This is a genomic window from Actinophytocola sp., from assembly GCF_045807065.1.
Taxonomy (GTDB): Bacteria; Actinomycetota; Actinomycetes; order Mycobacteriales; family Pseudonocardiaceae; genus Actinophytocola.
This window is the reverse complement of record NZ_JBJMIE010000421.1, coordinates 1-22,632: the sequence shown is the minus strand read 5'-3', so window position 1 is coordinate 22,632 and position 22,632 is coordinate 1. Positions and strand designations below refer to the sequence as shown.

Sequence of the window (22,632 nt, the reverse complement as noted above, 5' to 3'; positions counted from 1 at the left end):
GCGCCACCCAGGCGAGCTTGGTGTGCAGGCGGGCACGTCGCCGCGGGTCGAGGCCCCCGACCTGGTCGAGGGTGCCGACCGACGCGAGCGCGCGTTCGACCAGCCCGGCCTCGGCCAGCGCGTACACCATGTTCTCCAGCGCCTCGGCGCGTTCGGCGGGATCGCCGCCGGCCAGCAGCTCCCAGGCGGTGTCCAGCAACCCGACGGCGGAGTGCGCCGCGCCCTGCGTCAGTGCGCGGTGGCCGGCCTTGGCGAACAGCCGGCCTGCGGGCAGCGGGGTGCCGGCGTCGCGCCGCAGCGTCGCCGCGGTGTGGCACCACTCGTCGGGCAGGCCGGGGTAGAGCGCCTCGACGGCGTCGGCGACCTCGCTGGCGAGCCGGGCGCGTTCGGCCGGGGCGAGCAGGGTGAGCACGGCCTCGCGGATGAGCTGGTGCTGGAAGCTGTACCAGTCGGGTTCGTGCTCGTCGGGATGCACGAGCTGCGCACCGGTCTCGCCGTGCAGGTGCGAGAGGATCTCGCGGTCGGGCAGCCCGGTGACGGCCTGCGCGATCGCGAGGGGGAACCGCCGCCCGGCCACGGCCCCGACCGACAGGAGTCGTTGGGTGGCCGGGTCGAGCGCGGCCACGCGGCGGGCCACGGTGCGCGCGAAGGTGGCCGGCACGTCGGCGGGTGGTGGGTCGGCCATCCGCCACCCGTGCTGGCCGGGCAGGATCAGGCCGCCGTCGACGATGCCGCCGAGCAGTTCCTCGATGAGGAACGGGTTGCCGGCGCTGCTGGCCCACAGCAGGTCGATCGCCGGCTCGGGCACCTCGCCGGACAGGCACGCGGCGGCCAGCGCACGCAGGCCGTCGCGGTCGAGGCGGTCGAGTTCGACCAGCAGGGCGCTGCCGCGGCGGGCGGCCGACCGGGCGAGGTCGAGTGCTGGGCACTGCTCGTCGCGGATGGCGCCGAGCAGCAGGGTGGGTTGCGCCTCGAGGTTGTCGATCAGGTACTCGACGACGGCGAGGGTTTCCGCGTCGGCGTCCTGCAGGTCGTCGAGGGAGACCAGGCAGCCGCGGCCCTTGCCGGCGAGGGCGGTGAGCCGCAGGACCGCCTCGGCGAGGATGACGAGTGAGCTGCCGTCCTGCTCGGGGGTGGGGGTGCCCCAGTCGGGGATGAGCCGGGCGAGGACCGGCCCGTACGGGCCGAGCGCGGTGACGTCGAGGTCGACGTTGGCGCGCACCAGCGACAGCAGGGCCTCGGTGAGGGACCGGAACGGGACCATCGGGCCGATGGCGCTGCCCCGACCGCGCATGTGGACCATGTCGGTCTCGTAGGCGCGGTCGGCTGCCGCGGCCGTGAGCCGGGACTTGCCGATGCCGCTCTCCCCGATGAGGAAGATCACGCCGCCTCGGCCGGCAGCCGCCGCGGTCAGGGCATCCCTGACCACCCGGAGCTCCCGGTCCCGGCCCACCACGATCGATGAGCGGTTCCGCACGGATCGACATTACCCAGGGTTCGTCGCCGGCAACCAGGTAGGTGGCGGCGGTGATCACATCTCGATGAGGGTGCAGCAGGTGGTGTCGGCCGGTTGGGCGGCGTCGAACGCCCCGGAGAGGCCGAAAGCGAGCCCGCCGGCGGACACCGCCATCCCCGCGAGCGCCGCGGCACGCACACCGAACGTGATGGCCGGCAGCAGGCGCAGCAGTGGCGCTGGGTAACCGCCGCCGGAGGTTTCGTCGGTCGTGGGCCGGTTTTCAGGCACAGTTCTCCCCTTCTTTCATGGGTGTGGTGTGTTTCGGTTCAGTGCGTGTGCGCTGGTTCGAGCAGCAGCACGGAGGGCACGCGGTCGGCGAACCCGAGCCGTAACAGTCCGTAGCCGATTCCGGCCAGCCCGTTCAGCAGGCCGGGTGAGGTGACGCCGCCGGGCGTGCCGCAGACGGCGCCGTGCCGGCCGTAGGCGTCGAGGATCAGCCCGGCCCGCCGTCGGCGCGTGGCCGCGACGCGTTCGTCGCGGCCGGCGAGGACGGTCAGCGCCTCGGTGATGCCGAGTTCGCCGTGGCACAGGGACAGATCCGCGAGCACCGGCCGGTCCCGCAGGAGCGGGTCGACGTCGCCGCCAGCGATGGCTAGCCCGGCGGCGCCGGCGCACCAGCCGAGGTCCGGGGCTGGTGCGGGTTCGGGGGTGGGCTCTCCGAGGGCCCACCTGATGCCGGCGGCGCCGTCGAGGAACCCGGCGGGGCCGGTGTCCAGGTCGACGGTGCGGGCCAGGTCGGCGAGCCCGTCGGCGCATTCCCGGGCCAGCGCGGCGGCGGCCGGGATGCCGAGTTCGGCGTGCACGGCGGTCATGGCGGCCCGGCAGCCGGCGGCGCCGCTGGCGAGACCGGGTGGGCCGGGTGCCTTGGCGGCGGCCGCGGCGAGGTCGACGGCGGTGCGGGTGGCCTCCCGCAGCCCGCCGTCGATACCGCCGTCGCCGAGGAGGGTGGTGAGGCGGCTGAGGGCGTAGGCGATGCCGCCGAACCCGTGGAAGCCGCCGCAGCCGACGGCCGCGACCAGGTCGGGGCGCTGTGCCATCAGGTCGAACAGGCGGGGCAGGCCGTGCAGTGCGCGGGTGGCCATGTCGGCGTAGCGGGTGATGCCGGTGAGCGCGGCGACCTGCGCGAGGAACAGCGCGACGCCGGTGTATCCGGTGCCCAGGGCCGCGCCCATGGGCAGGACCATCCACCGGGTCTCGTCGACGAGTTCCAGGCCGAGCCAGTTGCTTCGCTCGCCGTGGGCGAGGTGGCGGGCGATGATCTGGTCGGCGACCGAGCAGGCGGCGACGAGCAGCCGGTCCGCCGGGGCGGCGGTGCCGGCGAGGGGGCCGGGCAGCGGCGGGACGGGGCGGTGGCCGCCGGCGGCGTCGCCGGTGGTGGCCAGGCCGGCGGCGATGATCCACTCCTGGTCGCGGCGGTCGACCTCGCTCATGGCGTTGACCTTGGCGAGCGCGCTGGCGAGGCCGGGCCGGTCGAGGGCGCCGGGCAGTCGCCGCCCGGACGCGCTCCACAGGTCGGCGGTGGCGGGTCGGGTGGTGAACAGCGGGATGTCCAGGGCCCACAGGTCGGCCAGCTCGTCGCGGCAGACCCGCCAGCGCAGCGGGTCGTGTGTGGACTCGGTCCAGAGCACGTCGAGGGCGTGGTCGCGGACGAGGCCGTCGCGCAGCAGCTCCGGGCGCAGTGACTCGGCGAGCAGCCGGGCGTAGCCGCGGGAGTTGCGGACGGCGACGCGTACCTCGTCGTTGCCGCTGGTCTCGAGCAGGTCGAGGAACTCGGTGCGGTGCCGCAGGATCGCGTCGTAGCCGAGCCGGAACCCGGCGAGCAGCGCCGGTTGGTGGGCGGCGGCGGGCACGGGCCGCCCGTCGAGCACCGGCAGGTTCTGCGTTGCGGGACGGGTGAGCTGCCGTTTTACCTCTCGCAGGCCGCCGTCGCCGTCGGGGGTCCAGTCGGTGACGATCTCGGTGACGGTGGTGCCGCCGAGCGCGGACACGTCGGCGGTGCCGCCCTCACCGGCGACCACGACGGGCAGCAGGCCGGTGCGTTGGACGGAGTCGGACAGCATCCGCGCGGCCGGGTCGGGGGCGGGTTCGGGTGCGGTGAGCGCGGGGTGGAACAGGGTTTCGACGTCGACCGGGACGGGGTGCTCGCCGCTGGCGATGACGTTCTCGAAGTGCATGTCGGCGGCGTGCAGGGCGTGCAGCAGCGCGAGGAGCGCGCCGTGGCGGCGGTAGAAGCGGTCGGCGGCGGTGGGGTCCTCACCGCTGGCGGGCAGTGGGGTGGGGGCCACGTACTCGACCCAGCCGTAGCCGTCGCGGGGCAGGGCGGTCGCGGTGCGCAGGTGCAGGCCCGGTGCGGCGGCGTTGAGCCAGCGGACGGCGGCGGCGAACCGTTCGTGGGCGCCGAGGTCGCGTGGCTTGTAGACGACGCGGGCGCCGCTGGCGAAGGTGAGGGCGGCGACGGCGCGGCCGTGGCGGTGGGTGTCGCCGATGCCGGCGTGGAGCTGGGTGAGTGTGCCGGGGTCGGTGCCGCCGAGCAGGGTGTCGGTGATCGCGGCGCGGTCGGCGGCGAACCGGGTGAGCAGTTCGGCGGTGGCGGTGGCGTGGAAGGTGCTGGCCAGCCCGAGCAGCCGGGCCAGCACCGGGTAGGTGGCGCACAGCTCGGCGAGTGCGGTGGGCGCGGTCAGCTGTGTGGCGAAGTGGGCGATGCCGGTGGTGCGGCCGGCGGCGCGCCTGGTGTTGAGCTCGTGGACGAGGGTCCTGGTCGCGATGTTGACGAGCCGTCGGGACAGGCGGTCGGCGAAGGCGCCGACGATGGCGTCCAGGTCGATGTCCAGGTCGCCGGTGACCTGTGTGGTGAGGTCGGTGACGGCGGCGGTGACGAACGGCCGCAGCGGCACCGCGAACGCCGCGCGCCAGTCGGTCGTGTCGACCTGGCGCGGGGTGGCGGTGGCGATGGCGCGTTCGACCGTGTCGGCCCAGGCCGGGCGCGGGACTCGACCAGCCTGGGCCGACGGGGGTTCGGCGAGCAGACCCAGCAGCGCGGGCTCGTCGAGCCCGTCGACCGCGAGTCGCTCGCCGAACCGGGTGCCGAACGTGGCCTGCCAGCGGGTAAACCGGTCTTGAGCCTGGTCGTTCGGCACGCTGTGGCCGGCGGAGCGTTCCGCCAGCGCGAGTCCGGGCGTCCACCAGTACGCGGGAAGCGTGGTGGTGGGGCCCGTGTTGGTCATGCACCGGACCGTGCCAGCCGAAAGGTGCGTGGTCATGGGTGGAAACCACGCATATTTTTGCCGCGGCTACGTGGCTGTGCGCAGCCCGGGAAGCCGGACGTCCTCCTGTGCGTAGCGTCTGACCAGGGGGTTCATCCGGTAGCCGCGGGCGGTTCTGGTGAGCAGGTTGGCCTGGGTGAGTCCGTCGAGTACGTCACGCAATGCAGGTTCGGTCAGGGCGAGGCGGTGGCCGAGGTCGGCGGGCCGCAGCTGCGGCAGGTGGCCGAGCCGGTGCAGCAGCGACCGTTCTTCGGGGCCGAGCTCGGCGACGTGGGAGGCGATGCTGGCGCGCATGGACAGGTCGGCGACGGCGAGCCGGTCCAGCACGAGGTGGGCGTCGGCGAGGAGGGCGGCGAGGTCGGCGACGGGCCGGTGGGGGCGGGTGGCCAGCCAGGTGCCGGCGATGTGCAGTGCGAGCGGCAGCCGGGCGCAGGCGTCGACGACGGCGGTGGCGGCGGCCGGTTCGGTCCGGACGCGGTCGCCGACCAGCCGGACCAGCACCTGTTGTGCCTGCTCGGCGGTGAGCTGGCCGAGCCGGACGGCGTGGGCGCCGGGCAGCGCGACCAGTTCGCGGCGGCTGGTGGCCAGTACCGCGCTCGCCGAGCCGGTGGTGAGCAGCGGCCGGACCTGTGCCTCGCCGGCGACGTTGTCGAGGACGACGAGTACGCGTCGGGCGGCGAGGTGGGCGCGCAGCAGCGCGGCCCGCTCGTCGCGGCCGGCCGGGGGGTCGGTGGCGCCGAGCGAGCGGAGCAGCCGGCCGAGCACGGCCTCGGGTGCGGGGATGCCGTCGAGGTCGGCGTACACCTGACCGTCGGGGAACCGGTCGCGCACGCGGTGGGCGACGTGGGTGGCGAGCGCGGTGCGGCCGACGCCGGGGCCGCCGCTGACCAGTGCCAACCGCGGTCCGGGGGTGGTGAGTACGCGGATGAGCGCGTCGGGGTCGCGGCCGACGAGCGCGGGCACGTCGGGGGGCAGTTCGCAGCGGGCGGGTTGGGGTTGGTGGCGGCCGGCGGCGGCGAGCAGGGCCGCGTGGTCGGTTTCGGTGAGGCGCAGGGCGGTGGCCAGCAGGGTGATCGACTGGCGTTGTGGGCGTTCGGTGCGGCCGAGTTCGAGGTTGCGGATGGCGCGGACGGACAGCCCGGACCGGTCGGCGAGCTCTTCCTGGGTGAGGCCGACGGTGGTCCGGTACTCGCGCAGGACGGCGCCGAAGCCGGGGTGCATCAGGGACCTCCCCTGTGTGCCGTTGTTGCTGGTGATCACGATCGCTGACCGGGAGTGCTTCGCGCATGAGTGCGGGGCACCCACTTTCTTCAGCGCGGTCGTGCCTGCGGATGTGCCGGTCGAAGTGCCTGGTCTCGTCCGCGGCTTTGCGGTTTGGTCGGGGGCGGACCGGGGGTCGTCCCGGTCGGCACGAGCGCTTTTCGGGGGTGAGGACACATGGGTCGGAACGGGAGGACGGCCACCGTGGACGAGTGCGGAACGATCGGGCTGTCGACTGACGCGGTACGGGTGACCTGCTCTGGCACGGGGTCGCCGCCGTTCGCGGTGCTGGCCCGGGTGGCACACGTGTTCTGCGGTCAGGAGCCCGGTGGGGTGTGGGCTATGGTCCGGCGTGAGCTGGCGGACGGCCGGTTGTCGGCGGGTGACCTGGTGCTGTTGCGGGTCGGTGGCGGCGCGGCCGAGGAGTGGACCGAGCTGGTGGTCACCGGTTAGCGACCACGCCGGGGAAACGCGGGGTGGCGGCTACTGGGAGTCGCGGACCAGGAGGGCGACCTCGACGCGGTTGGCGCAGTCCAGCTTGGTGAGCACCCGGCTGACGTAGGTCTTGATGGTGGGTTCGCTCATGTGTACGCGGCGGCCGATCTCGGCGTTGGACAGGCCCTTGGCGACGAGGCCGGCGATCTCGGTCTCGCGTGGGCTGAGCACGGCGAGCCGGGTGGCGGCCGCGTGGCGGCGCAGGTGCCCGTCGGGGGTGACCAGGCCGAGCACGAGCCGGGTGACCTCGGGGGAGAGGTAGGCGTCGCCGTGGTGGGCGGCGCGGACGGCGCGGATCAGCTCGTCGGGTGCGCAGTGTTTGAGCACGAACCCGGCCGCGCCCTGTTCCAGGGCGCGCAGCACGTTGGGTTCGGTGCCGAACGAGGTGAGCATGACGGCCTTGACCTGGGGTGCCCTGGTGTGGAGTTCGGCGAGCGCGCCGAGGCCGTCGAGGCCGGGCATGGTGATGTCGAGCAGCACGACGTCGGGCCGGCGGCGGACGGTTTCGGCGACGGCGGCGCGCCCGTCGGTGACCGTGGCGAGCACGTCGATGTCGCCGGCGGACTGGAGCACGGTGTTGATGCCGGCGGTGATGAGCGGTTCGTCGTCGGCGACCAGGACGGTGATCATCGCCCGGCGACCCCGGTGACGGTGATGGCGGGCAGCAGGACGAACAGCAGCACGGCGGTGGCGACGCCGAGCAGTGCGACGCGGCCGCGGGTGAGGCGCGACGGGGACAGGTCGGGTGCGCGGGTGGGCAGCATGGCGACGAGCCGGAACTCGCCGCCGGTGACGCGGTGGTCGAGGAATCCGCCGGCGGCGTCGACGCGTTCGGTGAGCCCCACCAGGCCGAAGCCGCCGCGTTCGGCCGCCGCGGTGGTGACGGGGTTGGCCACGGTCACCACGAGCGTGTCGGTTTCGCGGGTCAGGTGTATGGCCACGGGGTGGCCGGCGGCGTGTTTGGTGGCGTTGGTGAGGCCTTCCTCGATGACCCGGTAGGCGGCGCGGGACGCGGCCGGCGGCAGCACGCCGGCGTTCCCGGTGGCGCTCACCTCGACCCCCGCGGTCCGGAACTCCTCGACCAGGGTGGGGATGGCCTCGGCGCCGGGGGTGTCGTCGCCGGCGCCGCGCAGGGAGCCGATCAGCTGGTACAGCTCGGTGACGGCGTCGCGGGCGCTGCCGGCGAGCGCGGTGACCGCCTGCCGCTGCGCCGGCGGCAGGTCGCTGACCTCGAGCGCGGCGGCCTGGACGGACACCAGGCTCAGCCGCCGGCCGAGCGAGTCGTGCATGTCGCGGGCGATGCGCAGCCGTTCTCGCAGCTGTTCCTGCTCGGCCAGCAGGGCCCGTTCGGTGCTCAGCTGCCGGTTGTGCGCGTCGAGGGTGCGCACGAGGCGGCGGTGCTGGGCGAGGTAGCGGCCGACGAGCAGCGGCAGCGCCGTGAACACGACGAACCCGGACACGTGCTGCGGCGCGTGCTGCGGGGCGAGCGCGATCTGCAGGCCGGCGGCGGCGAGTGCGGTGCCGGCGACGACGGCGAGGTCGGTGCGGGTGGGCAGGCCGCGGCCGGTGAGGTAGGCGGTCCAGGCCAGCAGCGCGTACCCGAGGAGGGTGAGCGGCCCGAACAGCCCCTGGTTGGCGTGCGCGGCGGCGACGGCCACCGCGGCGTTGGCCACGACCACGGCGGCGACGGCGAGGTATCGGCCCATGGCCCACAGGCTACGGGTCGACTTTCGTCGACAGTACGGGCGACTTTCGAGGACGGCGCCGGACCGGTCGACCTGCCTAGCGTGCCGGTGTGATCGAAGTGGAAGCACTCACGAAGCAATACGGTCGTACCGTCGCGGTCGACGGCCTGTCGTTCACGGTCGAGCCGGGTCGGGTGACCGGGTTCCTCGGCCCCAACGGCGCGGGCAAGTCGACGACGATGCGGATGATGCTCGCGCTGGACCGGCCCACGTCCGGGCGGGTGCTGATCGACGGGCGCCCCTACGCGACGTTCGCCGAGCCGCTGCGGCGGGTCGGCGCGGTGCTGGAGGCGCGGTCGGTGCACGGCGGCCGCCGCTGCCGCGACCACCTGCTGTGGCTGGCGCGGACGAACCGGATCCCGGTGTCGCGGGTGGACGAGGTGCTGGACCAGGTCGGTCTGGCGGACGTGGCCGGCAGGCGGGTCAAGGGGTTCTCGCTCGGCATGCACCAGCGCCTCGGGCTGGCGGCGGCGCTGCTCGGGGACCCGCCGGTGCTGCTGCTGGACGAGCCGGTGAACGGGCTCGACCCGGAGGGCATCGTGTGGCTGCGGAACCTGGTGCGCCGGTTGGCGGCCGAGGGGCGGACGGTGTTCGTGTCCAGCCACCTGATGAGCGAGATGGCCCAGACCGCGGAGCACCTGGTGGTGATCGGCCGCGGCCGGCTGCTGGCGGACACCACGGTGGCGCGGTTCATCGCGGCGAACAGCACTTCCTACGTCCGCATCGCCACACCGGACCCGGCGCGGCTGCGCGAGGTGCTGGCGGCGCAGGGCGTGGCGGTGAGCGACACCGAGGACGGCGCGCTGGCCGCGCACGGCGTCGACCCGGCGCGGGTGGGTGAGCTGGCGGCGGCGCACGGCGTGGTCGTGCACGAGATCGGCCGGCGGTCGGCGTCGCTGGAGGAGGCGTTCGTGCGGATGACCGGCGACCCGGCCGGCCAGACACCGAGCGGACCGGGCCGGTCCGAGGGCGGGGAGTTCGGGCGATGAGCATTCTCGCGTTGGTGCGGGCGGAGTGGACCAAGGCGCGCACGGTGCGTTCGACGTGGTGGAGCCTGGTGGCGACGGCCGCGGTGTGCGTGGGCCTCGGGCTGCTGATCGGGTCCCAGCTGCGGGCCGGGACGCAGGGGGCGCGGACCCACCTCGACGCGGCCGAGATCAGCTTCTACCCGCTGATGATGGGGCAGATCGCGCTGGTGGTGTTCGGGGTGCTGGTGGTCAGCGCCGAGTACACGACCGGCACGATCCGCGCGTCGCTGGCCGCCGTGCCCCGCCGCGGGGTCTTCCTGGCGGCGAAGGCGTTGGTGGCCGCCGGGGTCGCGGCGGTCCTCGCGGTGGCGGTCGTGTTCGGCACGTTCCTCGCCACGCAGTGGAGCGCGGGCGCCAACGGCGCGTCGCTGGGTGATCCGGGGGTGCTGCGGGCGGTGCTGGGCGCGGTCGTGTACCTGACGTCGATGTGCGTGTTCGCGCTGGGTGTCGCGACGGTGTTGCGGAGTTCGGCGCTGGCGCTGGGGATCCTGATCCCGCTGCTGTTCCTGAACTCGCAGGGGCTGTCGAGCCTGCCGGCGATCCGGTCGGTGACGCAGTACCTGCCCGACCAGGCGGGCGCGGGGTTGATGCGGGTGCACACCGACGGGACGTTCTTCCTCGGGCGGCTGGACTTCGGGCCGCTGGGCGCGCTGGGGGTGTTGGCGGCGTGGGTGGCCGCCGCCCTTGTGGGTGGTTACGTGTCGCTGCGCCGCCGCGACGCCTGACCTGCGGGTACCGTACCGGGGTGGCTGCTGCGCCCCCGCCCGCCCGTCGTCCCGGCCGGCCCCCGTCGTTGACCCGGGACGACGTGGCCCGGGCGGCCCTCGAGGAGGGCGTGACCCAGTTGTCGATGCCGGTGGTGGCGCGTCGGCTCGGCGTGGGCCACTCGACCCTCTACCGGTATGTGCACGACCGGGACGACCTGCTGCTCGCGGCGTTGGACCTGGCGCTGCGGGAGTTCACGTGGCCGCCGGCCGAGCAGGACTGGCGTGAGCTGCTGATGTCCTTCGCCGACGCGGTCTGGCGGTTCCTGGAGCGGTACCCGGGGATGGCGGAGGCGACGCAGGTCGTGCCGGCGCTGCCGGCGCGGGCGCTGGACATCGCGGACGAGTACGTGAGCCGGTTGCGGGGCGCGGGGTTGTCGCGGCGGGAGGCGCTCACCGCGGTGAGCTTCGTCGTCGAGCTGACGGTGGCCGCGGAGATCAGCGGACGCCGGATGAACCGGGTGTTCGAGACCCCGCGTGGCCGCCGCAGCCTGCAGGAGCTGTTCGGAGAGGCCCTGAGCGGCGATCCGGCCAGCCGCCGCGGGTGGCTGCACGAGAAGCTGGCGATCATGGTCGACGGGCTGGCGAACCGGCTCGGCGAGTGCGGTACGACCGTATTGCCCCAGGTCGCCGGGCCGGTGCGGTCGACGGTGCCGCCCGCCCGCGGGGAGATCGGGGAGGCCGGCCGGCGGATCGCCCGCAAGTCCGGGCTGGCGGCGGTGTCGGTGCACGCGGTCGCGAACGAGCTGGACGTGGACACCGCGGCCGTGCGGCAGGTCGTGGGCGACCGGGACGGTGTGGTGGTGGCGATGCTGGACGCGGTGGCGGGTGACGTGGTGATCGCGGTGCCGCCGCCGGTGCCGGAGCCGAGGACCGAGCTGCTCGCGGTGGCCACGGCCGGCTACCTGGCGCTGTCGGCGGATCCGTGGGCGGTGGTCGCGCTGGCGGTCGACCACCTGGCGTCGCCGGCGATCATGTCGGTGGCCGAGCGGGTGTTCACGGCGTTCCGGGCGGCGGGTGTGCCGCAGGAGTCGCTCGGGCACGCCAACCGGATCCTGTGGGGGCACGTGTACGGGGCGGTGCTCAACCAGTCGCCGCCGGACACGTTCGCGCGGCGGGTGGCGACGAGCGCGAACCTGCCGGCACCGACCGGGCCGGCGCGGTCGACGCTGGGCATCGAGATCGTCGTGGACGGGTTGCTGGCGCACCTGGCGACGTGAACCGGACGTGCACGCGACGGCAATCCGGCGGGAGTTCCCTCGAGGGTGACCTCGAAAGGAGCTTCACCATGACGAAGAAGATCATCGCGGTGGTCGGTGCGACCGGTCAGCAGGGCGGCGGTCTGGCCCGCGCCATCCTGGACGACCCGGACGGCGGGTTCGCGGTGCGGGCACTGACCCGCGACCCGTCGTCGCCGGCCGCGGCGGCGTTGGCGGCGCGGGGCGCCGAGGTGGTGGCCGCGGACATCGATGACGAGGCGAGTGTGCGGGCGGCGCTGGCGGGCGCGTACGGCGCGTACTTCATGACCGCGTTCTGGGAGTACAACGACGTGGCCCGCGAGCAGGCGCAGGCCGCCGCGATGGCGAACGCCGCCGCGGCGGCGGGGCTGGCGCACGTCGTGTGGTCGACGCTGCCGGACACGCGGGACCACGTCCCCCTGTCCGACGACCGGGTGCCGACGCTGGCGGGCGCGTACACGGTGCCGCATTTCGACAGCAAGGCCGAGGCGGACGACTACTTCCGCACCGCGGGGGTGCCGACGACGTTTCTGTCGACGACGTTCTACTTCGAGGCGTTCCTGGACTTCTTCAAGCCGGTCCGCGACCCGGACGGGGTGCTGGCGCTGCACCTGCCGATGGGGTCGGCGCCGCTGCCGGGCATCGCCGCGGAGGACATCGGCCGGACCGCCTACGGCATCTTCCGGCGCGGTGTCGCGCTGGTGGGTGCGACGGTCGCGGTGTCGGGGGAGGTTCTCACGGGCGCGGAGTACGCGGCGCGGTTCGCGAAGGAGCTGGGTGAGGAGGTCGCCTACCGCCCGATGAGCATCGCGGACATGCGTGCGCTGCCGTTCCCGGGCACCGACGACCTGGCGAACATGTTCTTCTACTACACCGAGCACGCGGACTACTTCGCCGGTTCCCGCGACCCGCGGCACGCCCGCGAGCTCAACCCGCGGTTGCAGGACTTCGCGACCTGGCTGTCGGCCCACCGCGACGCGTTCACCGGCTGAACCCCCGGAATAGCGGCCGCTCACCCGCCGTTGCGCCCAGCAGAAGCTGTCGCGGAGGGGAGTCGGCCGGTGAGCGGTGCGTTGCGGTTCGCGGTGCTGGGTCCGGTCCGCGCCTGGCTCGACGAGGTGGAGCTGGACCTGGGCACCCCGCAGCAGCGCGCGATCCTGGGCATCCTGCTGTTGCGTGCCGGCACCCCGGCCACCATCGACCAGCTGATCACCGCGGTGTGGGGGCCGGCGGCGCCGCGCGCGGCGGTCGGCGTGGTCCGGTCCTACGTGTCGCGGTTGCGGCGGGTGCTGCCCGAGGACGTCATCTCCTCCGTCGGCGGCGGGTACTCGCTGCGTGCCGCCGACCTGGACCTGACCGAGTTCACCCGCCACACCCACGCCGCGCGGGGCGCCGAGCCCCGGGTCGCCGCGCGGGAGCTGCGTGCCGCGCTGGAGTTGTGGCGCGGTGTCCCGCTGGCGGGGGTCAACGGGGACTACGCGGAGTTCGAACGCACCCGGCTCGGTCAGGTGCGGCTGGCTGCGGTGGAGGACCTCGCCGCCGCCGACATCGAGCTGGGCCGGGAGGTCGAGGCCGCCGCGGCGCTGGCGGAGGTGATCGCCGAGCAGCCGTTGCGGGAACGGCCTCGCGAGCTGCTGATGCTCGCGCACTACCGGGCGGGCCGGCAGGCGGACGCGCTCGCGGTGTTCGCCGAGATCCAGCGCCTGCTGGCCGAGGAGCTGGGCCTGGACCCGGGGCCGGGGCTGCGGGACATGCAGCGCCGGATCCTCGCCGCCGATCCCGCGCTCGGTGAGCGCCCGGGGCCTAGCCAGCTGCCGCCGGACCTGCCCGACTTCGTCGGCCGCGCGGACGAGCTCGCCTGGGTCCTCACCACACTCGACCGGGTGCCGGTGGTGGGGATCGAGGGGCTGGCGGGGATCGGCAAGACCGCGTTCGCCGTCCACGTCGGGCACGCGGTCGCCGGGAGGTTCCCGGACGGGCAGTTGTTCGTCGACCTGGCCGTGACACCGGACCCGCTGGCCGCGGTGCTGGCCGCGGTGGGGGTGGGTGACCTGCCGGCGCCGGCCGAGCGGGCGGCGCTGTGGCGGGCCCGGACCGCGGGGCGGCGGCTGCTAGTGGTGCTGGACGGTGCCCGCGACGCCGACCAGGTCGCCGAGCTGGTGCCGGCGGCGGGGTCGGCGGTGCTGGTCACGGCCCGCCGCCTGCTCTACGGCCTGCCCTACGCGCGGTGGCGCACGCTGACCGGGTTGGGGCTGGAGGACTCGGTGGCGCTGCTGGAACGGCTCGTGGGCGAGCGGGTCCGGCGCGAGCCCGAGGTGGCGAGGGAGCTGGCGACGGGGTCGGCGGGGTTGCCGCAGGTGCTGGCCGCGGTGGGGGCGCGGATCGCGTCGCGCCCGGAGTGGACCCTGGCCGCAGCGCGGGACCGGCTGGGGCACCTGCCGCCGTCCGCGCCGGTGCAGCGCCCGGAGTGCGGCGCGATCCAGGGGCCGTACGAGTCGGCGCTGGCCGAGCTGTCCCCGGCGCAGGCGCGGGCGTTCCGGTTGCTGGCGGTGGCCGACGGCCCGGACATCGCGTTGCCGGCGGCGGCGGCCGTGCTGGACCTGCCGGTGCCGGCGACCGCGGCGTTGCTGGAGTCGCTGGTGGACGTGCACCTGGTGGAGCTGACCGGGGTGGACCGGTACGCGTTCCTGGGGCCGGTGCGGAGCTTCGCCCGCGGCCGCGCCCACCTCGACGACGGCCCGCAGGCGGTGCAGGCGGCGTTGACCAGGCTGGTCCGGTTCTACAGCGGGGTGGCCACGACGGCTCTAGGATGATCGTGTGCGCGCGACGTCCATGGCTCTGCGGGTGGACACGACGGACTTCCTGGCCGACCCGATCGGCCCGGCGACCGTCGCGGCGGCGCTCGTGCAGCAGCCCGGTGAGGGCCCGCTGCTGTGGGCGGCCTACGCGAGGACCCACTGCTTCGACATCCCGGGCGTGACGAACCCGGGCTGCGAGGACCCCGAGCGTCCACCGCCGGACCTGGTGGTGTGGGGCCCGGCGCCGGACTGCCTGGCGCACCGGTACGTGCGCAACGTGGCACCGCTGAGCGGAATGTCACGCTGGTTGTGGACGCTCACCCCGCACCGCCTGGCCCTGCACGCCGAGCTCGCGGCGCCGTCGCCGGAGCCGGCGCAGAGCGGTTTCCTCGCGCGAGCGGCCCGGGTGGGCGGCGGCCTGGCGAGGTTGGGCCGGGAGCTGGCGGAGCGCGTCGCCGAGCACGGGCTGAGTTTCGGCGCGAACGTGGCGGACGAGCCGGTCGCGTTGCCGACGCTGGAACCGGTGGCGGAGATCCCGCGGTCGCGGATCGTCGGTGTGGAGGTCGCGCACCGCGACGCGGCGCCGGTGCTGCGGCTGCGGCTGGTGGACCGGTCGGGCGTCGACTTCCTGGTGGGCATGACCGACCGGGACGAGTGCGAGTACGCGGCGGGCCTGGCGGGCGGCGAGCCGCCGCTGCGTCCGGGGGCGCGGGTGGAGTGGGTGGCCAAGCTCGCGGAGAAGTCCCGCAAGCTGGCCGAGCGGCTGGTGCACCCGGGTGAGCAGGTGCTGCTGGCGGCCACCACGAACTACGGCTACGCGGGTGTGCAGCTGGGCCGCGAGCTGCGGCTGCCGCACGTCCCGATCGGCCGGGTCCCGGAGCTGATCGCGACGAAGCTGCGGTGGCCGCTGCCGGCGATGACGTCGCGGCGGTCCAACGGCTGGCTGGACGACCCGACGATCGCGTTCTGGGCGCAGGCCGACCGCGCCGAGCGGGACGCGGTGGCGCTGGCCGACATGCTCGCCCACACCCGCGGCGTGGCGCGGCTGGTGGTCACCCGCGCCCGGCTGGCGTTGGTCGCGGCGACGAAGCTGCTGGCCGCCCCACCGGACCCGGACCCGCCGCTGACCACGGTGCTGGAGCTGCCACCGACCCGGATCCGCCGCCTGGTGGCGGAGTTCGCGGGCCGCAGCCTGCCGCCGCGGCCGTTGCTGCGCCTGGACTTCACCGACGGGTCGACGCTGCGCCTGCGCGACCCGATCGCCGCCCGGCAGGCGGCGGCGCTGGGCGACCGCTAGAGGATCGAGGGTTCGGGGTTGCCCACGGCGCGGATGGCCCTACGGACCGGGACGAAGAACATCAGCACCAGGCCCACGAAGAAGAAGACCACCAGGGAGATGATCGCGGGCCGGTAGGAGCCGGTGGCGCCGGCGACGGCCGCGAACAGCAGCGGACCCATCCAGGAGGTGGCGCGTTCGCCGATCTCGTAGATGGAGAAGTACTGGGCTTCCTTGCCCGGCGGCACCATCTGGCTGAACAGCGACCGCGACAGGGCGTTGGTGCCGCCCAGCACGAGCCCGATCCCGCCGGCGAGCAGGTAGAACTGCAGCGCCTGCCCGGCCTGCACGAAGTAGGCGGCGGCGATGACCACGACCCACACGGACAGGCTGATCATGATGGTGCGTTTGGCGCCGAGGCGGCGGGCGACCAGGCCGTGCAGGACACCGCCAGCGAACGCCACGAACTGCACGATCAGGATCGTGGTGATGAGGACGGTGTCCTCGAAGTTCAGCTCCTCCGACCCGTACTGGGCGGACACGTTCGCGACGGTCGCGATGCCGTCGGTGTAGATCAGGTAGGTGCCGAGGAACGCCAGGGTCAGCGGGAACGCCCGCGCCACCTTCAGCGTGTTCCCCAGCTCGCGGAACCCGCCGAGGATGACGCCGCCGGCGCCGTGTTCGTGGCCGTGTGCCTTCTGGTGGTCGGTGAGCCGCCGCAGGGGGATCAGGGTGAACGCCGCCCACCAGATCCCGGAGGTGAGGAACGCGATCTGGGCGGCGTTGCCCTCCGACAGGCCGAGCGCGTCGCGGCCGAGGTAGATGATCAGCTGCAGCAGCAGCGCGGCGCCGGAGCCGAGGTAGCCGAACGCCCACCCGCGGGTGGACAGGCCGTCGCGTTCGTCGGCGGTGGCAATCTCGGGGATGAACGAGTAGTAGATGACCACCGAGGTGCCGTAGCCGATGTTGCCGAGGATGAACAGCACGACCCCGAGCTGCCAGTTGGTGCCGGCGACGAACGCCATCAGCGCGGTCGCGGTCGCCCCGGCGAACGCGGAGATCGCGAGCATCCGCTTCTTGTGCTGGCCGCGGTCGGCGATGGCACCCATCACGGGCACCACCAGCACCTGGACCACGGTGGCGACGGCCAGCAGGTAGCCCCACAGCGAACCGGCCTGGAAGTGCAGGCCCAGGATGCCGATCTGGCAGTCGACGAGCTTGTTGGTGCCGCCGTCGCCGTCGGAGGGGCACGGGTGGGGGCCGTTGGTGGCCTTGTCCGCGATGGCGGCGTCCGCGGCGACGGCGGTCAGGTACAGCGACCCGAACACGGTGATGACCGAGGTGGGGAACACGGAGTTCGCCCAGTCGTACCAGACCCAGCCGCGTTGCTCCCGCTTGCGCTCGCGTGCGCCCGGCGGCGCCTCCCGGTCGTTGTCCAGCACGCTCATCGGTCCTCCGGGCCAGGGGTGGTCGCTCAGCACGCTCGCGCAGCGGACCCTACAGCGCACAAGGTCAACGGGGATCACCGTGGCCGAGGTGATGCGAAACGGTGCTCTGTGACCCGTGTTGCCGATGGTGCTGGTGTGACTATTGTCCGTCCTTATGCGACGGTGGGTTCTGCTGGGTGTCCTGGTCGTGGCCGCGGTGGCGGGGGTGGCCGGGACCGCGGCCGCCGATCCGGGCGCGGGGGACTGGGCGCGCCTGCGCCAGTGCGAGTCGAACGGCGACTACACCGTCGTCGCGGCGAACGGCCACTACGGCGCCTACCAGTTCGACCTCGACACCTGGCGCAGCGTCGGCGGCACCGGCCTGCCCCACCAGGCCTCGCCCGCCGAGCAGGACTTTCGCGCGCTCTACCTGTACCGGATGCGTGGCTGGCAGCCGTGGACCTGCGCGCACACGCTGGGCCTGCGGGAGGACGGCGACGCCCGCGGCGGCCGCGTCCCCACCTACGCCGAGGCCGCCTACATCGGCGGCGCACCGCCGGGCGACACGATGCCGCCGTGGCCGGGCACGGTCTTCGCGTTCGGCGACTGCGACCCGGGACTGCGCACGTTCCAGCTGCGCATGAACGTCTACGGCTACGACTTCCAGGGCACCGGCTGCTACCGGGAGAAGACCCGCACCGCGGTCCTGGCCCTGCAACGCGCGAACGGCATCAACGACTCCGGGCTCCTGGGCCCGAAGACGTGGGCGGCGGCGTGGCAGGGCCGCCCGCCTACCGGTTGACCCGCCGGTACCGCCGGACGAGCAGGAACGCGAACCCGACCGTCACGGCCCCGCCCACGATCACCAGCCACACCGGCAGCCGGGTGCCGGGCGCCTCGGCGGTCTCGTGCCCACGTGTCGCGACGTTCCGCGCCTGGGCCGGCTGGCTGGTCGGGTAGCCGCCGGGCGCGGCCGTGTCCGCGTCGGCCGCCGCCGGCGGGAACGACGGGTGCGCCGCGCCCCACGCGTAGGGTGCGCGTTCCTTCATCTGGCTGGGCGCGATCCAGACCGGGCCGGGCACGGTGACCTCGGCGACGAGCGGATCGGTCATGAGCACCTCGTGTTGGGAACCGATGATCCACTTCCCGTCGTGCGGGAACAGCACCTCGGCCGAGTAGTGCCCCGCGGTCGCGGCCGCGACGCCGGGGAACTCGACGGCGGTGCCGTTCTCGTCGGTGGCGCGCAGCGCGGTGGGGCCGAGGTCGCCGCCCTGGTAGGGGTACGAGCCGTGTTGGAGGATCCAGTACCCGAACGTGTAGGTCACGCCGGCCTCGACGCGCGCGGGCGGCGGGTCGAGCAGGGTCTCCTCCCAGTTCCCGGCGCTGGCGGGGGTGGCGGTGGACAGCGCGGCCGCCACGACGGCGAGGGCCACGACGAGGATGCGTCTCATGTTCGGACTAAACCGCCGGAACCATCGAGGTTCCGGCGGTGTACCAGGAGTAGGTGAGGCCGAGGAGAACACCACGGACGAGGACGAGGCGGTAGAGCGGGCACGGGCAGGTGACCGGGACGCGTACGCGTTCCTGGTCGCTCGCTACAGCGCGCTCGCGCACCGCACCGCCTACCTGCTCGGCGCCGGGCACGAGGCGGAGGACGTGACGCAGGAGGCGTTCGTGAAGGCGTACCGCGCGCTGGACACGTTCCGCCCGGGGGCCGCGTTCCGGCCGTGGCTGCTGCGGATCGTCGCCAACGAGACCCGCAACAGCCACCGGACGTGGCGGCGGCGCTCGGCGCTGGAGCTGCGGCTGGCGGTTCGCCCCGACGAGCCCGTCGCCGCCCCGACACCGGAGCAGTCCGCGGTCACCGCGGACACGGCCGCGGTCCTGCTGGCCGCGATCAACGCCATGGCCGACCGTGACCGGCTCGTGCTGGCCTGCCGCTACTTCCTCGACCTGTCGGAGGCGGAGACCGCGCAGGTGCTGGCCTGGCCGCGCGGCTCGGTGAAGTCCCGCCTGTCCCGCGCGCTGGCCAAGCTGCGGCAGGCGCTGCCGGCCGACCTGGCGCAGGAGGTGACCCGGTGACCGACGACAACCGCACCGACCGCAACGTCACCGACCGCAACGTCACCGACTGCAACGTCACCGACGACGATCTGGCGGCCGCGCTCCGCGTGCTCGGCACCCGTCTGGACGTGCCGGAGCCTCCCGACGTGACCGGCGCCGTGCTGTCCCGCCTGGCTGAGCGTGGGCCCAGCCGGTGGCGGACGGTCGTCGCGGCCGCGGTCGCCGCGCTGGTGGCGTTGGTGACCGCGATGGCGGTGTCCCCGGCGGTCCGGGCGGCCGTGTATGACCTGTTGCGGGTCGGCGGTGTCGAGATCCACGTGGACGAACCGGCCCCGGTGCGGCCGGTCCCGTCGGTGGAGCCGCCACTTCCGGGTGAACGCGACGTGTCCGTGGCCGAGGCGCGCCGGGCGGTGCGCTTCGGCCTGCGGCTGCCGACCGACCTGGGTCCGCCGGCGACCGTGCGGCTCATCGACGGCGACCGGGTGGTGTCGATGGCGTTCGGCTCCGCGCACGGGCAGGTCCGCGTCGACGAGTTCGACGGCGGACTCGACCCGATGTTCGCGAAGTTCACCCTGGCGGCCGATGTGCATCACGTGACCGTGGCCGGGACCCCGGCGGTGTGGGTGGACCGCCCGCACCCGGTCATCTACACCGACCGCGACGGCACGCTGCGCGAGGAGACCGCCCGGCTGGCCGGCAGCACCCTGATCTGGGCGAAGGACGGCGTCACCTACCGCGTCGAGGGCGAGCTGACCGAGCGGCAGGCGATGGGGATCGCCGAGTCACTGCGTTGACCGAACCGGTCAGGCAGGCCAGCTCACCTACGCCCACAGCTCGTCGCGCGCAGCTCGGTCGAGCGCGGCGGGCCGTCTCAGGCCGCCGCCCACAGCCCGCGTGTGCGCAGCACGTCCCGCAGCACGGCCGGCCGGTCGGTCATCAACCCGTCCACGCCGAGGTCGATCAGCTCGTGCATCTGGTCCGGCTCGTCGATGGTCCACACGTGCACCTCGATGCCGCGCCGCCGGGCCGCGGCGATGAGTCGCCTGTCCACGACGGTGAGCCGGCCCTGCCGGGCCGGGACCTGCGCGATCCGCTGGTGGCCGCGCCGCGCGGTGATGAACCGCGGCAGCCGCCCCGCCGCCCACAGCCGGGCGATGGCCTTGGTGCCCATCGACGTCAGCAGCGCCTCACCGGCGCGGCGCCGCACCCGCTCCAGCCGCGCCTCGGAGAACGACGCCACGCACACCCGCCCGAACGAGTTGGTCCGCCGCAGCACGTCGATCAGCGGCTCGATCGCCCGTTCCGCCTTCACGTCGATGTTGAACAACGCCTCCGGCAGCTCCTCGAGCACGTCCTCCAGCCGGCTCACCGGCTCCCGCCCGCCGATCTTCGCGGTGGCCACGACCCGCCACGGCAGCCGCGCGACCGGGCCGCAGGCGTCGGTGGTGCGGTCCAGGACCGCGTCGTGCTGCACGACGACCACGCCGTCGGCGGTCGCGTGGACGTCGGTCTCCAGGTAGTGGTAGCCCTCGGCCACGGCGCGCCGGAACGCCGGCAGCGAGTTCTCCATGCCTTCCAGGTCGCCGTAGTGCCAGCCGCGGTGGACGAACGCCCTCGGGTACGGTCCGGCGAGAAACGCGTGGTCATGCACACTGTCCAGTCTGAACCAACGGCGTGGCTCGTGGGTGGCGGGGCAGTGGCCGGATAGCGTCGGACACATGAGGTGCCAGAGGTGATCACTCCAGAGAGGGTCAGGACCCGCGGCGAGGTCCGCCACTGCGGCTGGTGCGGCCAGCGCCTACCGGACAGCGCCAACAAGAGCGTCGACAAGAGCGGTGGCACGGGCGGCGGCGAGACGGGCGGCAAACCGACCCGGGTCGGCAGACCACGCCGGTACTGCTCCCAGTCCTGCCGCCAGCGCGCCTACGAGCGCCGCTCGGCCGTGCAGCGGGGCGGCCTGCCCGAGGACGCGGTCGTGCTGTCCGCCGCCGAGCTCGCCGACCTGCAGGATCGGCTGTTCCAACTGCGGTGCGCCGCCGAGGACGTGGTGACCGCCGCCGACGACGGCGCGGACCCCGGAGAGCTCAAGAGCCTCGCCGCCGCGGTGGTCGAGAACGCACATGGGCTGGAGCGGCTGCGCTGAGGCCACTCGTTCGACTACCCTTCGTGCGCAATCGTTAGACCAGACGAACGAGGGCACCTCGAATGGACATCGACGGCATCTCGGTGAGTGAGGTGCTGGACGCGGCCGACGTGGCGTTCGCGATCACCGACCAGCGCTGCCAGGTCCGCTGGGTGAACCGGGTGATGGCGGACCTGTTGGAGCTCGCGCCCGCCCTGTGCGGGGGCCGGTCGGTGCCCGCGCTGGTGGGGGGCGCCCCGCAGAGCCCGCACACCGGCCTCGTGCTGTCCGTGCGGGTGGGGGAGGGCCGGCACCGCTGGCTCGAGGTCCGCTGCGACACGCTCGACGACGGTTACCTCTATCGGGTGATGGATGTGACGCGGTGGCGGGAGCAGGGCGTCGCGCCGGCCGAACGGGACGAGTGGCAGAAGGCGCTCATCCGGATGGCCGACGAGGACCCACTCACCGGGCTGCTCAACCGCCGCGCCCTCACCAGGGAGCTGGAACGGCAGCTGGCGCTCGGCCGCGAGGGCGCGTTGCTGCTGCTCGACCTGGACAACTTCAAGGACATCAACGACCTGCGCGGCCACCCGGCCGGCGACCGGGTGATGTGCACGCTCGCGAACGTGCTCCGCGACCGCCTCGGCAGCGTCGAGGGCCGCGGGCACGTGCTGGGCCGGCTCGGCGGCGACGAGTTCGCCGTCGTCCTCCCGGACACCGACGAGGCCACGGCGGTGCGCATCGCCGACCGCCTGCGCACCGCCGTCGCGGCCCTCCCGGTCACCGGCGGGGTCGGCGCCAGCCAGATCACCGTCAGCGCCGGCGTGGCCAGGTTCGGCGCCGGTGAGGGCTGGCAGGCCGTCCTCGCCAACGCCGACCTCGCCCTCTACGCGTCCAAGGACGCCGGCCGCAACCGCGTCACCGTCTACGAACGCGGCCACTACGCCGACACCGCCCTGCGCGTCACCGTGCTCGACCGGCTCCGCAACGCCCTCGCGGGCGGCGGCCTGGAACTGCACGCCATGCCGATGGTCAAGCTCGGCAGCAACCGCGTCGTGGGCCACGAGCTGCTGCTGCGCATGGAGGACGGGCACGAACCCAGGCTGGGGCCGGGGGAGTTCCTGCCCGCCGCCGAACGCAGCGGCCTCGTGCTGGAGATCGACCGCTGGGTCGCCGGCACCGCCATCGACGCCCTGGTCGCCCACCCGTACCCGGGGCTGCGGTTCAACGTCAACGTCTCGGGCCGCACCCTGGAGGACGAGGACTTCGGCGACTACGTCCTGGACCGCATCACCGCCGCCGGCGTCGCACCCGGCCGCCTCGGCTTCGAGATCACCGAGACCGCCGCGGTCACCAACCTCACCGCCGCCCGCATGCTCGCCCAGCAGCTGCGCGCCAGCGGCTGCCGCATCTCCCTGGACGACTTCGGCGCCGGCTTCGGCTCGTTCGTGCACCTCAAACAGCTCCCCATCACCGGCGTGAAGATCGACGGCGAGTTCATCCGCGCCATCGACTACGGCAGCCGCGACACGGTGCTGGTCCAGGGCATCGTGGACATCGCACGCGGGCTGGGCGTGTCCGTGGTCGCCGAGTGGGTCGAGCGCGCCAGCCAGGTCGACGCGCTCAAGCGGCTCGG

At 74.0% G+C, this 22,632-nt stretch carries 21 protein-coding genes; 12 read left to right on the top strand and 9 right to left on the bottom strand.

Going from position 1 to position 22,632, the window contains the following annotated elements; translation table 11 throughout:
- From ACJ73U_RS24800 to ACJ73U_RS24785, 4 genes are all read right to left on the bottom strand, one after another.
- Positions 1 to 1,477: ATP-binding protein (locus ACJ73U_RS24800; protein WP_407780101.1), on the bottom strand; the 1,477-nt coding region annotated here is incomplete at its 3' end.
- Between the two features lie 54 nt (positions 1,478 to 1,531).
- Positions 1,532 to 1,744, bottom strand: a complete 213-nt coding sequence (locus ACJ73U_RS24795; RefSeq protein ID WP_407780100.1) for a hypothetical protein — start codon at positions 1,742 to 1,744, stop codon at positions 1,532 to 1,534.
- 38 nt (positions 1,745 to 1,782) lie between these two features.
- Positions 1,783 to 4,740, bottom strand: coding sequence for a type 2 lanthipeptide synthetase LanM family protein (locus tag ACJ73U_RS24790; protein ID WP_407780099.1), 2,958 nt, complete (start codon positions 4,738 to 4,740; stop codon positions 1,783 to 1,785).
- Positions 4,741 to 4,806: 66 nt separating this feature from the next.
- Positions 4,807 to 6,039 carry a helix-turn-helix domain-containing protein gene (locus tag ACJ73U_RS24785; protein ID WP_407780098.1) on the bottom strand — a complete coding sequence of 411 codons (1,233 nt, stop codon included), beginning with the start codon at positions 6,037 to 6,039 and terminating at the stop codon, positions 4,807 to 4,809.
- Between the two features lie 177 nt (positions 6,040 to 6,216).
- Here ACJ73U_RS24785 and ACJ73U_RS24780 point away from each other — a divergent pair, with 177 nt between their 5' ends.
- On the top strand, positions 6,217 to 6,492 hold the full coding sequence (locus ACJ73U_RS24780; protein ID WP_407780097.1) for a hypothetical protein: 276 nt from the start codon (positions 6,217 to 6,219) through the stop codon (positions 6,490 to 6,492).
- 30 nt (positions 6,493 to 6,522) lie between these two features.
- On the opposite strand, the gene ACJ73U_RS24775 is transcribed toward ACJ73U_RS24780, so the two are convergent.
- The gene (locus tag ACJ73U_RS24775; RefSeq protein WP_407780096.1) at positions 6,523 to 7,164 is read right to left on the bottom strand and encodes a response regulator; all 642 of its coding nucleotides are present in this window, start codon (positions 7,162 to 7,164) and stop codon (positions 6,523 to 6,525) included.
- Entirely contained in the window at positions 7,161 to 8,240 is a 1,080-nt protein-coding gene (locus ACJ73U_RS24770; RefSeq protein ID WP_407780095.1) for a sensor histidine kinase, read from the bottom strand. The genes ACJ73U_RS24775 and ACJ73U_RS24770 overlap by 4 nt, the downstream gene beginning before the upstream one ends.
- 89 nt (positions 8,241 to 8,329) lie before the next feature.
- Between ACJ73U_RS24770 and ACJ73U_RS24765 the strand changes: the two genes are divergently transcribed.
- From ACJ73U_RS24765 to ACJ73U_RS24740, 6 genes are all read left to right on the top strand, one after another.
- Positions 8,330 to 9,268: an ABC transporter ATP-binding protein gene (locus ACJ73U_RS24765; RefSeq protein ID WP_407780094.1), complete on the top strand. Its 939-nt coding sequence runs from the start codon at positions 8,330 to 8,332 to the stop codon at positions 9,266 to 9,268.
- Positions 9,265 to 10,032, top strand: a complete 768-nt coding sequence (locus tag ACJ73U_RS24760; protein WP_407780093.1) for an ABC transporter permease — start codon at positions 9,265 to 9,267, stop codon at positions 10,030 to 10,032. Before ACJ73U_RS24765 ends, ACJ73U_RS24760 begins: the two co-directional genes overlap by 4 nt.
- Before the next feature lie 20 nt (positions 10,033 to 10,052).
- Positions 10,053 to 11,291, top strand: a complete 1,239-nt coding sequence (locus tag ACJ73U_RS24755) for a TetR/AcrR family transcriptional regulator (RefSeq protein WP_407780092.1) — start codon at positions 10,053 to 10,055, stop codon at positions 11,289 to 11,291.
- A gap of 68 nt (positions 11,292 to 11,359) precedes the next feature.
- Entirely contained in the window at positions 11,360 to 12,301 is a 942-nt protein-coding gene (locus tag ACJ73U_RS24750; RefSeq protein ID WP_407780091.1) for an NmrA family NAD(P)-binding protein, read from the top strand.
- A gap of 69 nt (positions 12,302 to 12,370) precedes the next feature.
- The gene (locus ACJ73U_RS24745; protein WP_407780090.1) at positions 12,371 to 14,122 is read left to right on the top strand and encodes a BTAD domain-containing putative transcriptional regulator; all 1,752 of its coding nucleotides are present in this window, start codon (positions 12,371 to 12,373) and stop codon (positions 14,120 to 14,122) included.
- Between the two features lie 4 nt (positions 14,123 to 14,126).
- The gene (locus tag ACJ73U_RS24740) at positions 14,127 to 15,404 is read left to right on the top strand and encodes a hypothetical protein (protein ID WP_407780089.1); all 1,278 of its coding nucleotides are present in this window, start codon (positions 14,127 to 14,129) and stop codon (positions 15,402 to 15,404) included.
- Here ACJ73U_RS24740 and ACJ73U_RS24735 read toward each other — a convergent pair.
- Entirely contained in the window at positions 15,401 to 16,831 is a 1,431-nt protein-coding gene (locus tag ACJ73U_RS24735; RefSeq protein WP_407780088.1) for an MFS transporter, read from the bottom strand. The two genes, ACJ73U_RS24740 and ACJ73U_RS24735, sit on opposite strands and share 4 nt — an antisense overlap.
- Before the next feature lie 154 nt (positions 16,832 to 16,985).
- Here ACJ73U_RS24735 and ACJ73U_RS24730 point away from each other — a divergent pair, with 154 nt between their 5' ends.
- Complete coding sequence (locus ACJ73U_RS24730) at positions 16,986 to 17,612, top strand: transglycosylase family protein (RefSeq protein ID WP_407780087.1); 627 nt, start codon at positions 16,986 to 16,988, stop codon at positions 17,610 to 17,612.
- Here ACJ73U_RS24730 and ACJ73U_RS24725 read toward each other — a convergent pair.
- A complete protein-coding gene (locus ACJ73U_RS24725; protein WP_407780086.1) occupies positions 17,602 to 18,261 on the bottom strand; it encodes a hypothetical protein in 660 nt (219 codons plus the stop codon). The genes ACJ73U_RS24730 and ACJ73U_RS24725 overlap by 11 nt on opposite strands.
- Here ACJ73U_RS24725 and ACJ73U_RS24720 point away from each other — a divergent pair.
- Positions 18,260 to 18,892, top strand: a complete 633-nt coding sequence (locus ACJ73U_RS24720) for an RNA polymerase sigma factor (RefSeq protein ID WP_407780085.1) — start codon at positions 18,260 to 18,262, stop codon at positions 18,890 to 18,892. The genes ACJ73U_RS24725 and ACJ73U_RS24720 overlap by 2 nt on opposite strands.
- A complete protein-coding gene (locus tag ACJ73U_RS24715) occupies positions 18,889 to 19,668 on the top strand; it encodes a hypothetical protein (protein WP_407780084.1) in 780 nt (259 codons plus the stop codon). Before ACJ73U_RS24720 ends, ACJ73U_RS24715 begins: the two co-directional genes overlap by 4 nt.
- A 77-nt stretch (positions 19,669 to 19,745) precedes the next feature.
- On the opposite strand, the gene ACJ73U_RS24710 is transcribed toward ACJ73U_RS24715, so the two are convergent.
- Positions 19,746 to 20,525 (bottom strand): glycerophosphodiester phosphodiesterase family protein, encoded by a 780-nt coding sequence (locus ACJ73U_RS24710; RefSeq protein ID WP_407780083.1) that lies wholly within the window; start codon positions 20,523 to 20,525, stop codon positions 19,746 to 19,748.
- Between the two features lie 81 nt (positions 20,526 to 20,606).
- Here ACJ73U_RS24710 and ACJ73U_RS24705 point away from each other — a divergent pair, with 81 nt between their 5' ends.
- Positions 20,607 to 21,017 (top strand): hypothetical protein, encoded by a 411-nt coding sequence (locus ACJ73U_RS24705; protein ID WP_407780082.1) that lies wholly within the window; start codon positions 20,607 to 20,609, stop codon positions 21,015 to 21,017.
- 62 nt (positions 21,018 to 21,079) lie between these two features.
- Positions 21,080 to 22,632 (top strand): putative bifunctional diguanylate cyclase/phosphodiesterase (locus ACJ73U_RS24700; protein WP_407780081.1); only part of this gene is annotated, 1,553 nt, incomplete at its 3' end.

Coding starts and splice junctions, on each gene's coding strand:
- ACJ73U_RS24735 (WP_407780088.1), bottom strand. CDS start 16,831: ATGAGCGTGCTGGACAACGACCGGGAGGCGCCGCCGGGCGCACGCGAG.
- ACJ73U_RS24770 (WP_407780095.1), bottom strand. CDS start 8,240: ATGGGCCGATACCTCGCCGTCGCCGCCGTGGTCGTGGCCAACGCCGCG.
- ACJ73U_RS24760 (WP_407780093.1), top strand. CDS start 9,265: ATGAGCATTCTCGCGTTGGTGCGGGCGGAGTGGACCAAGGCGCGCACG.
- ACJ73U_RS24790 (WP_407780099.1), bottom strand. CDS start 4,740: ATGACCAACACGGGCCCCACCACCACGCTTCCCGCGTACTGGTGGACG.
- ACJ73U_RS24750 (WP_407780091.1), top strand. CDS start 11,360: ATGACGAAGAAGATCATCGCGGTGGTCGGTGCGACCGGTCAGCAGGGC.
- ACJ73U_RS24780 (WP_407780097.1), top strand. CDS start 6,217: ATGGGTCGGAACGGGAGGACGGCCACCGTGGACGAGTGCGGAACGATC.
- ACJ73U_RS24730 (WP_407780087.1), top strand. CDS start 16,986: ATGCGACGGTGGGTTCTGCTGGGTGTCCTGGTCGTGGCCGCGGTGGCG.
- ACJ73U_RS24720 (WP_407780085.1), top strand. CDS start 18,260: ATGTTCGGACTAAACCGCCGGAACCATCGAGGTTCCGGCGGTGTACCA.
- ACJ73U_RS24775 (WP_407780096.1), bottom strand. CDS start 7,164: ATGATCACCGTCCTGGTCGCCGACGACGAACCGCTCATCACCGCCGGC.
- ACJ73U_RS24725 (WP_407780086.1), bottom strand. CDS start 18,261: ATGAGACGCATCCTCGTCGTGGCCCTCGCCGTCGTGGCGGCCGCGCTG.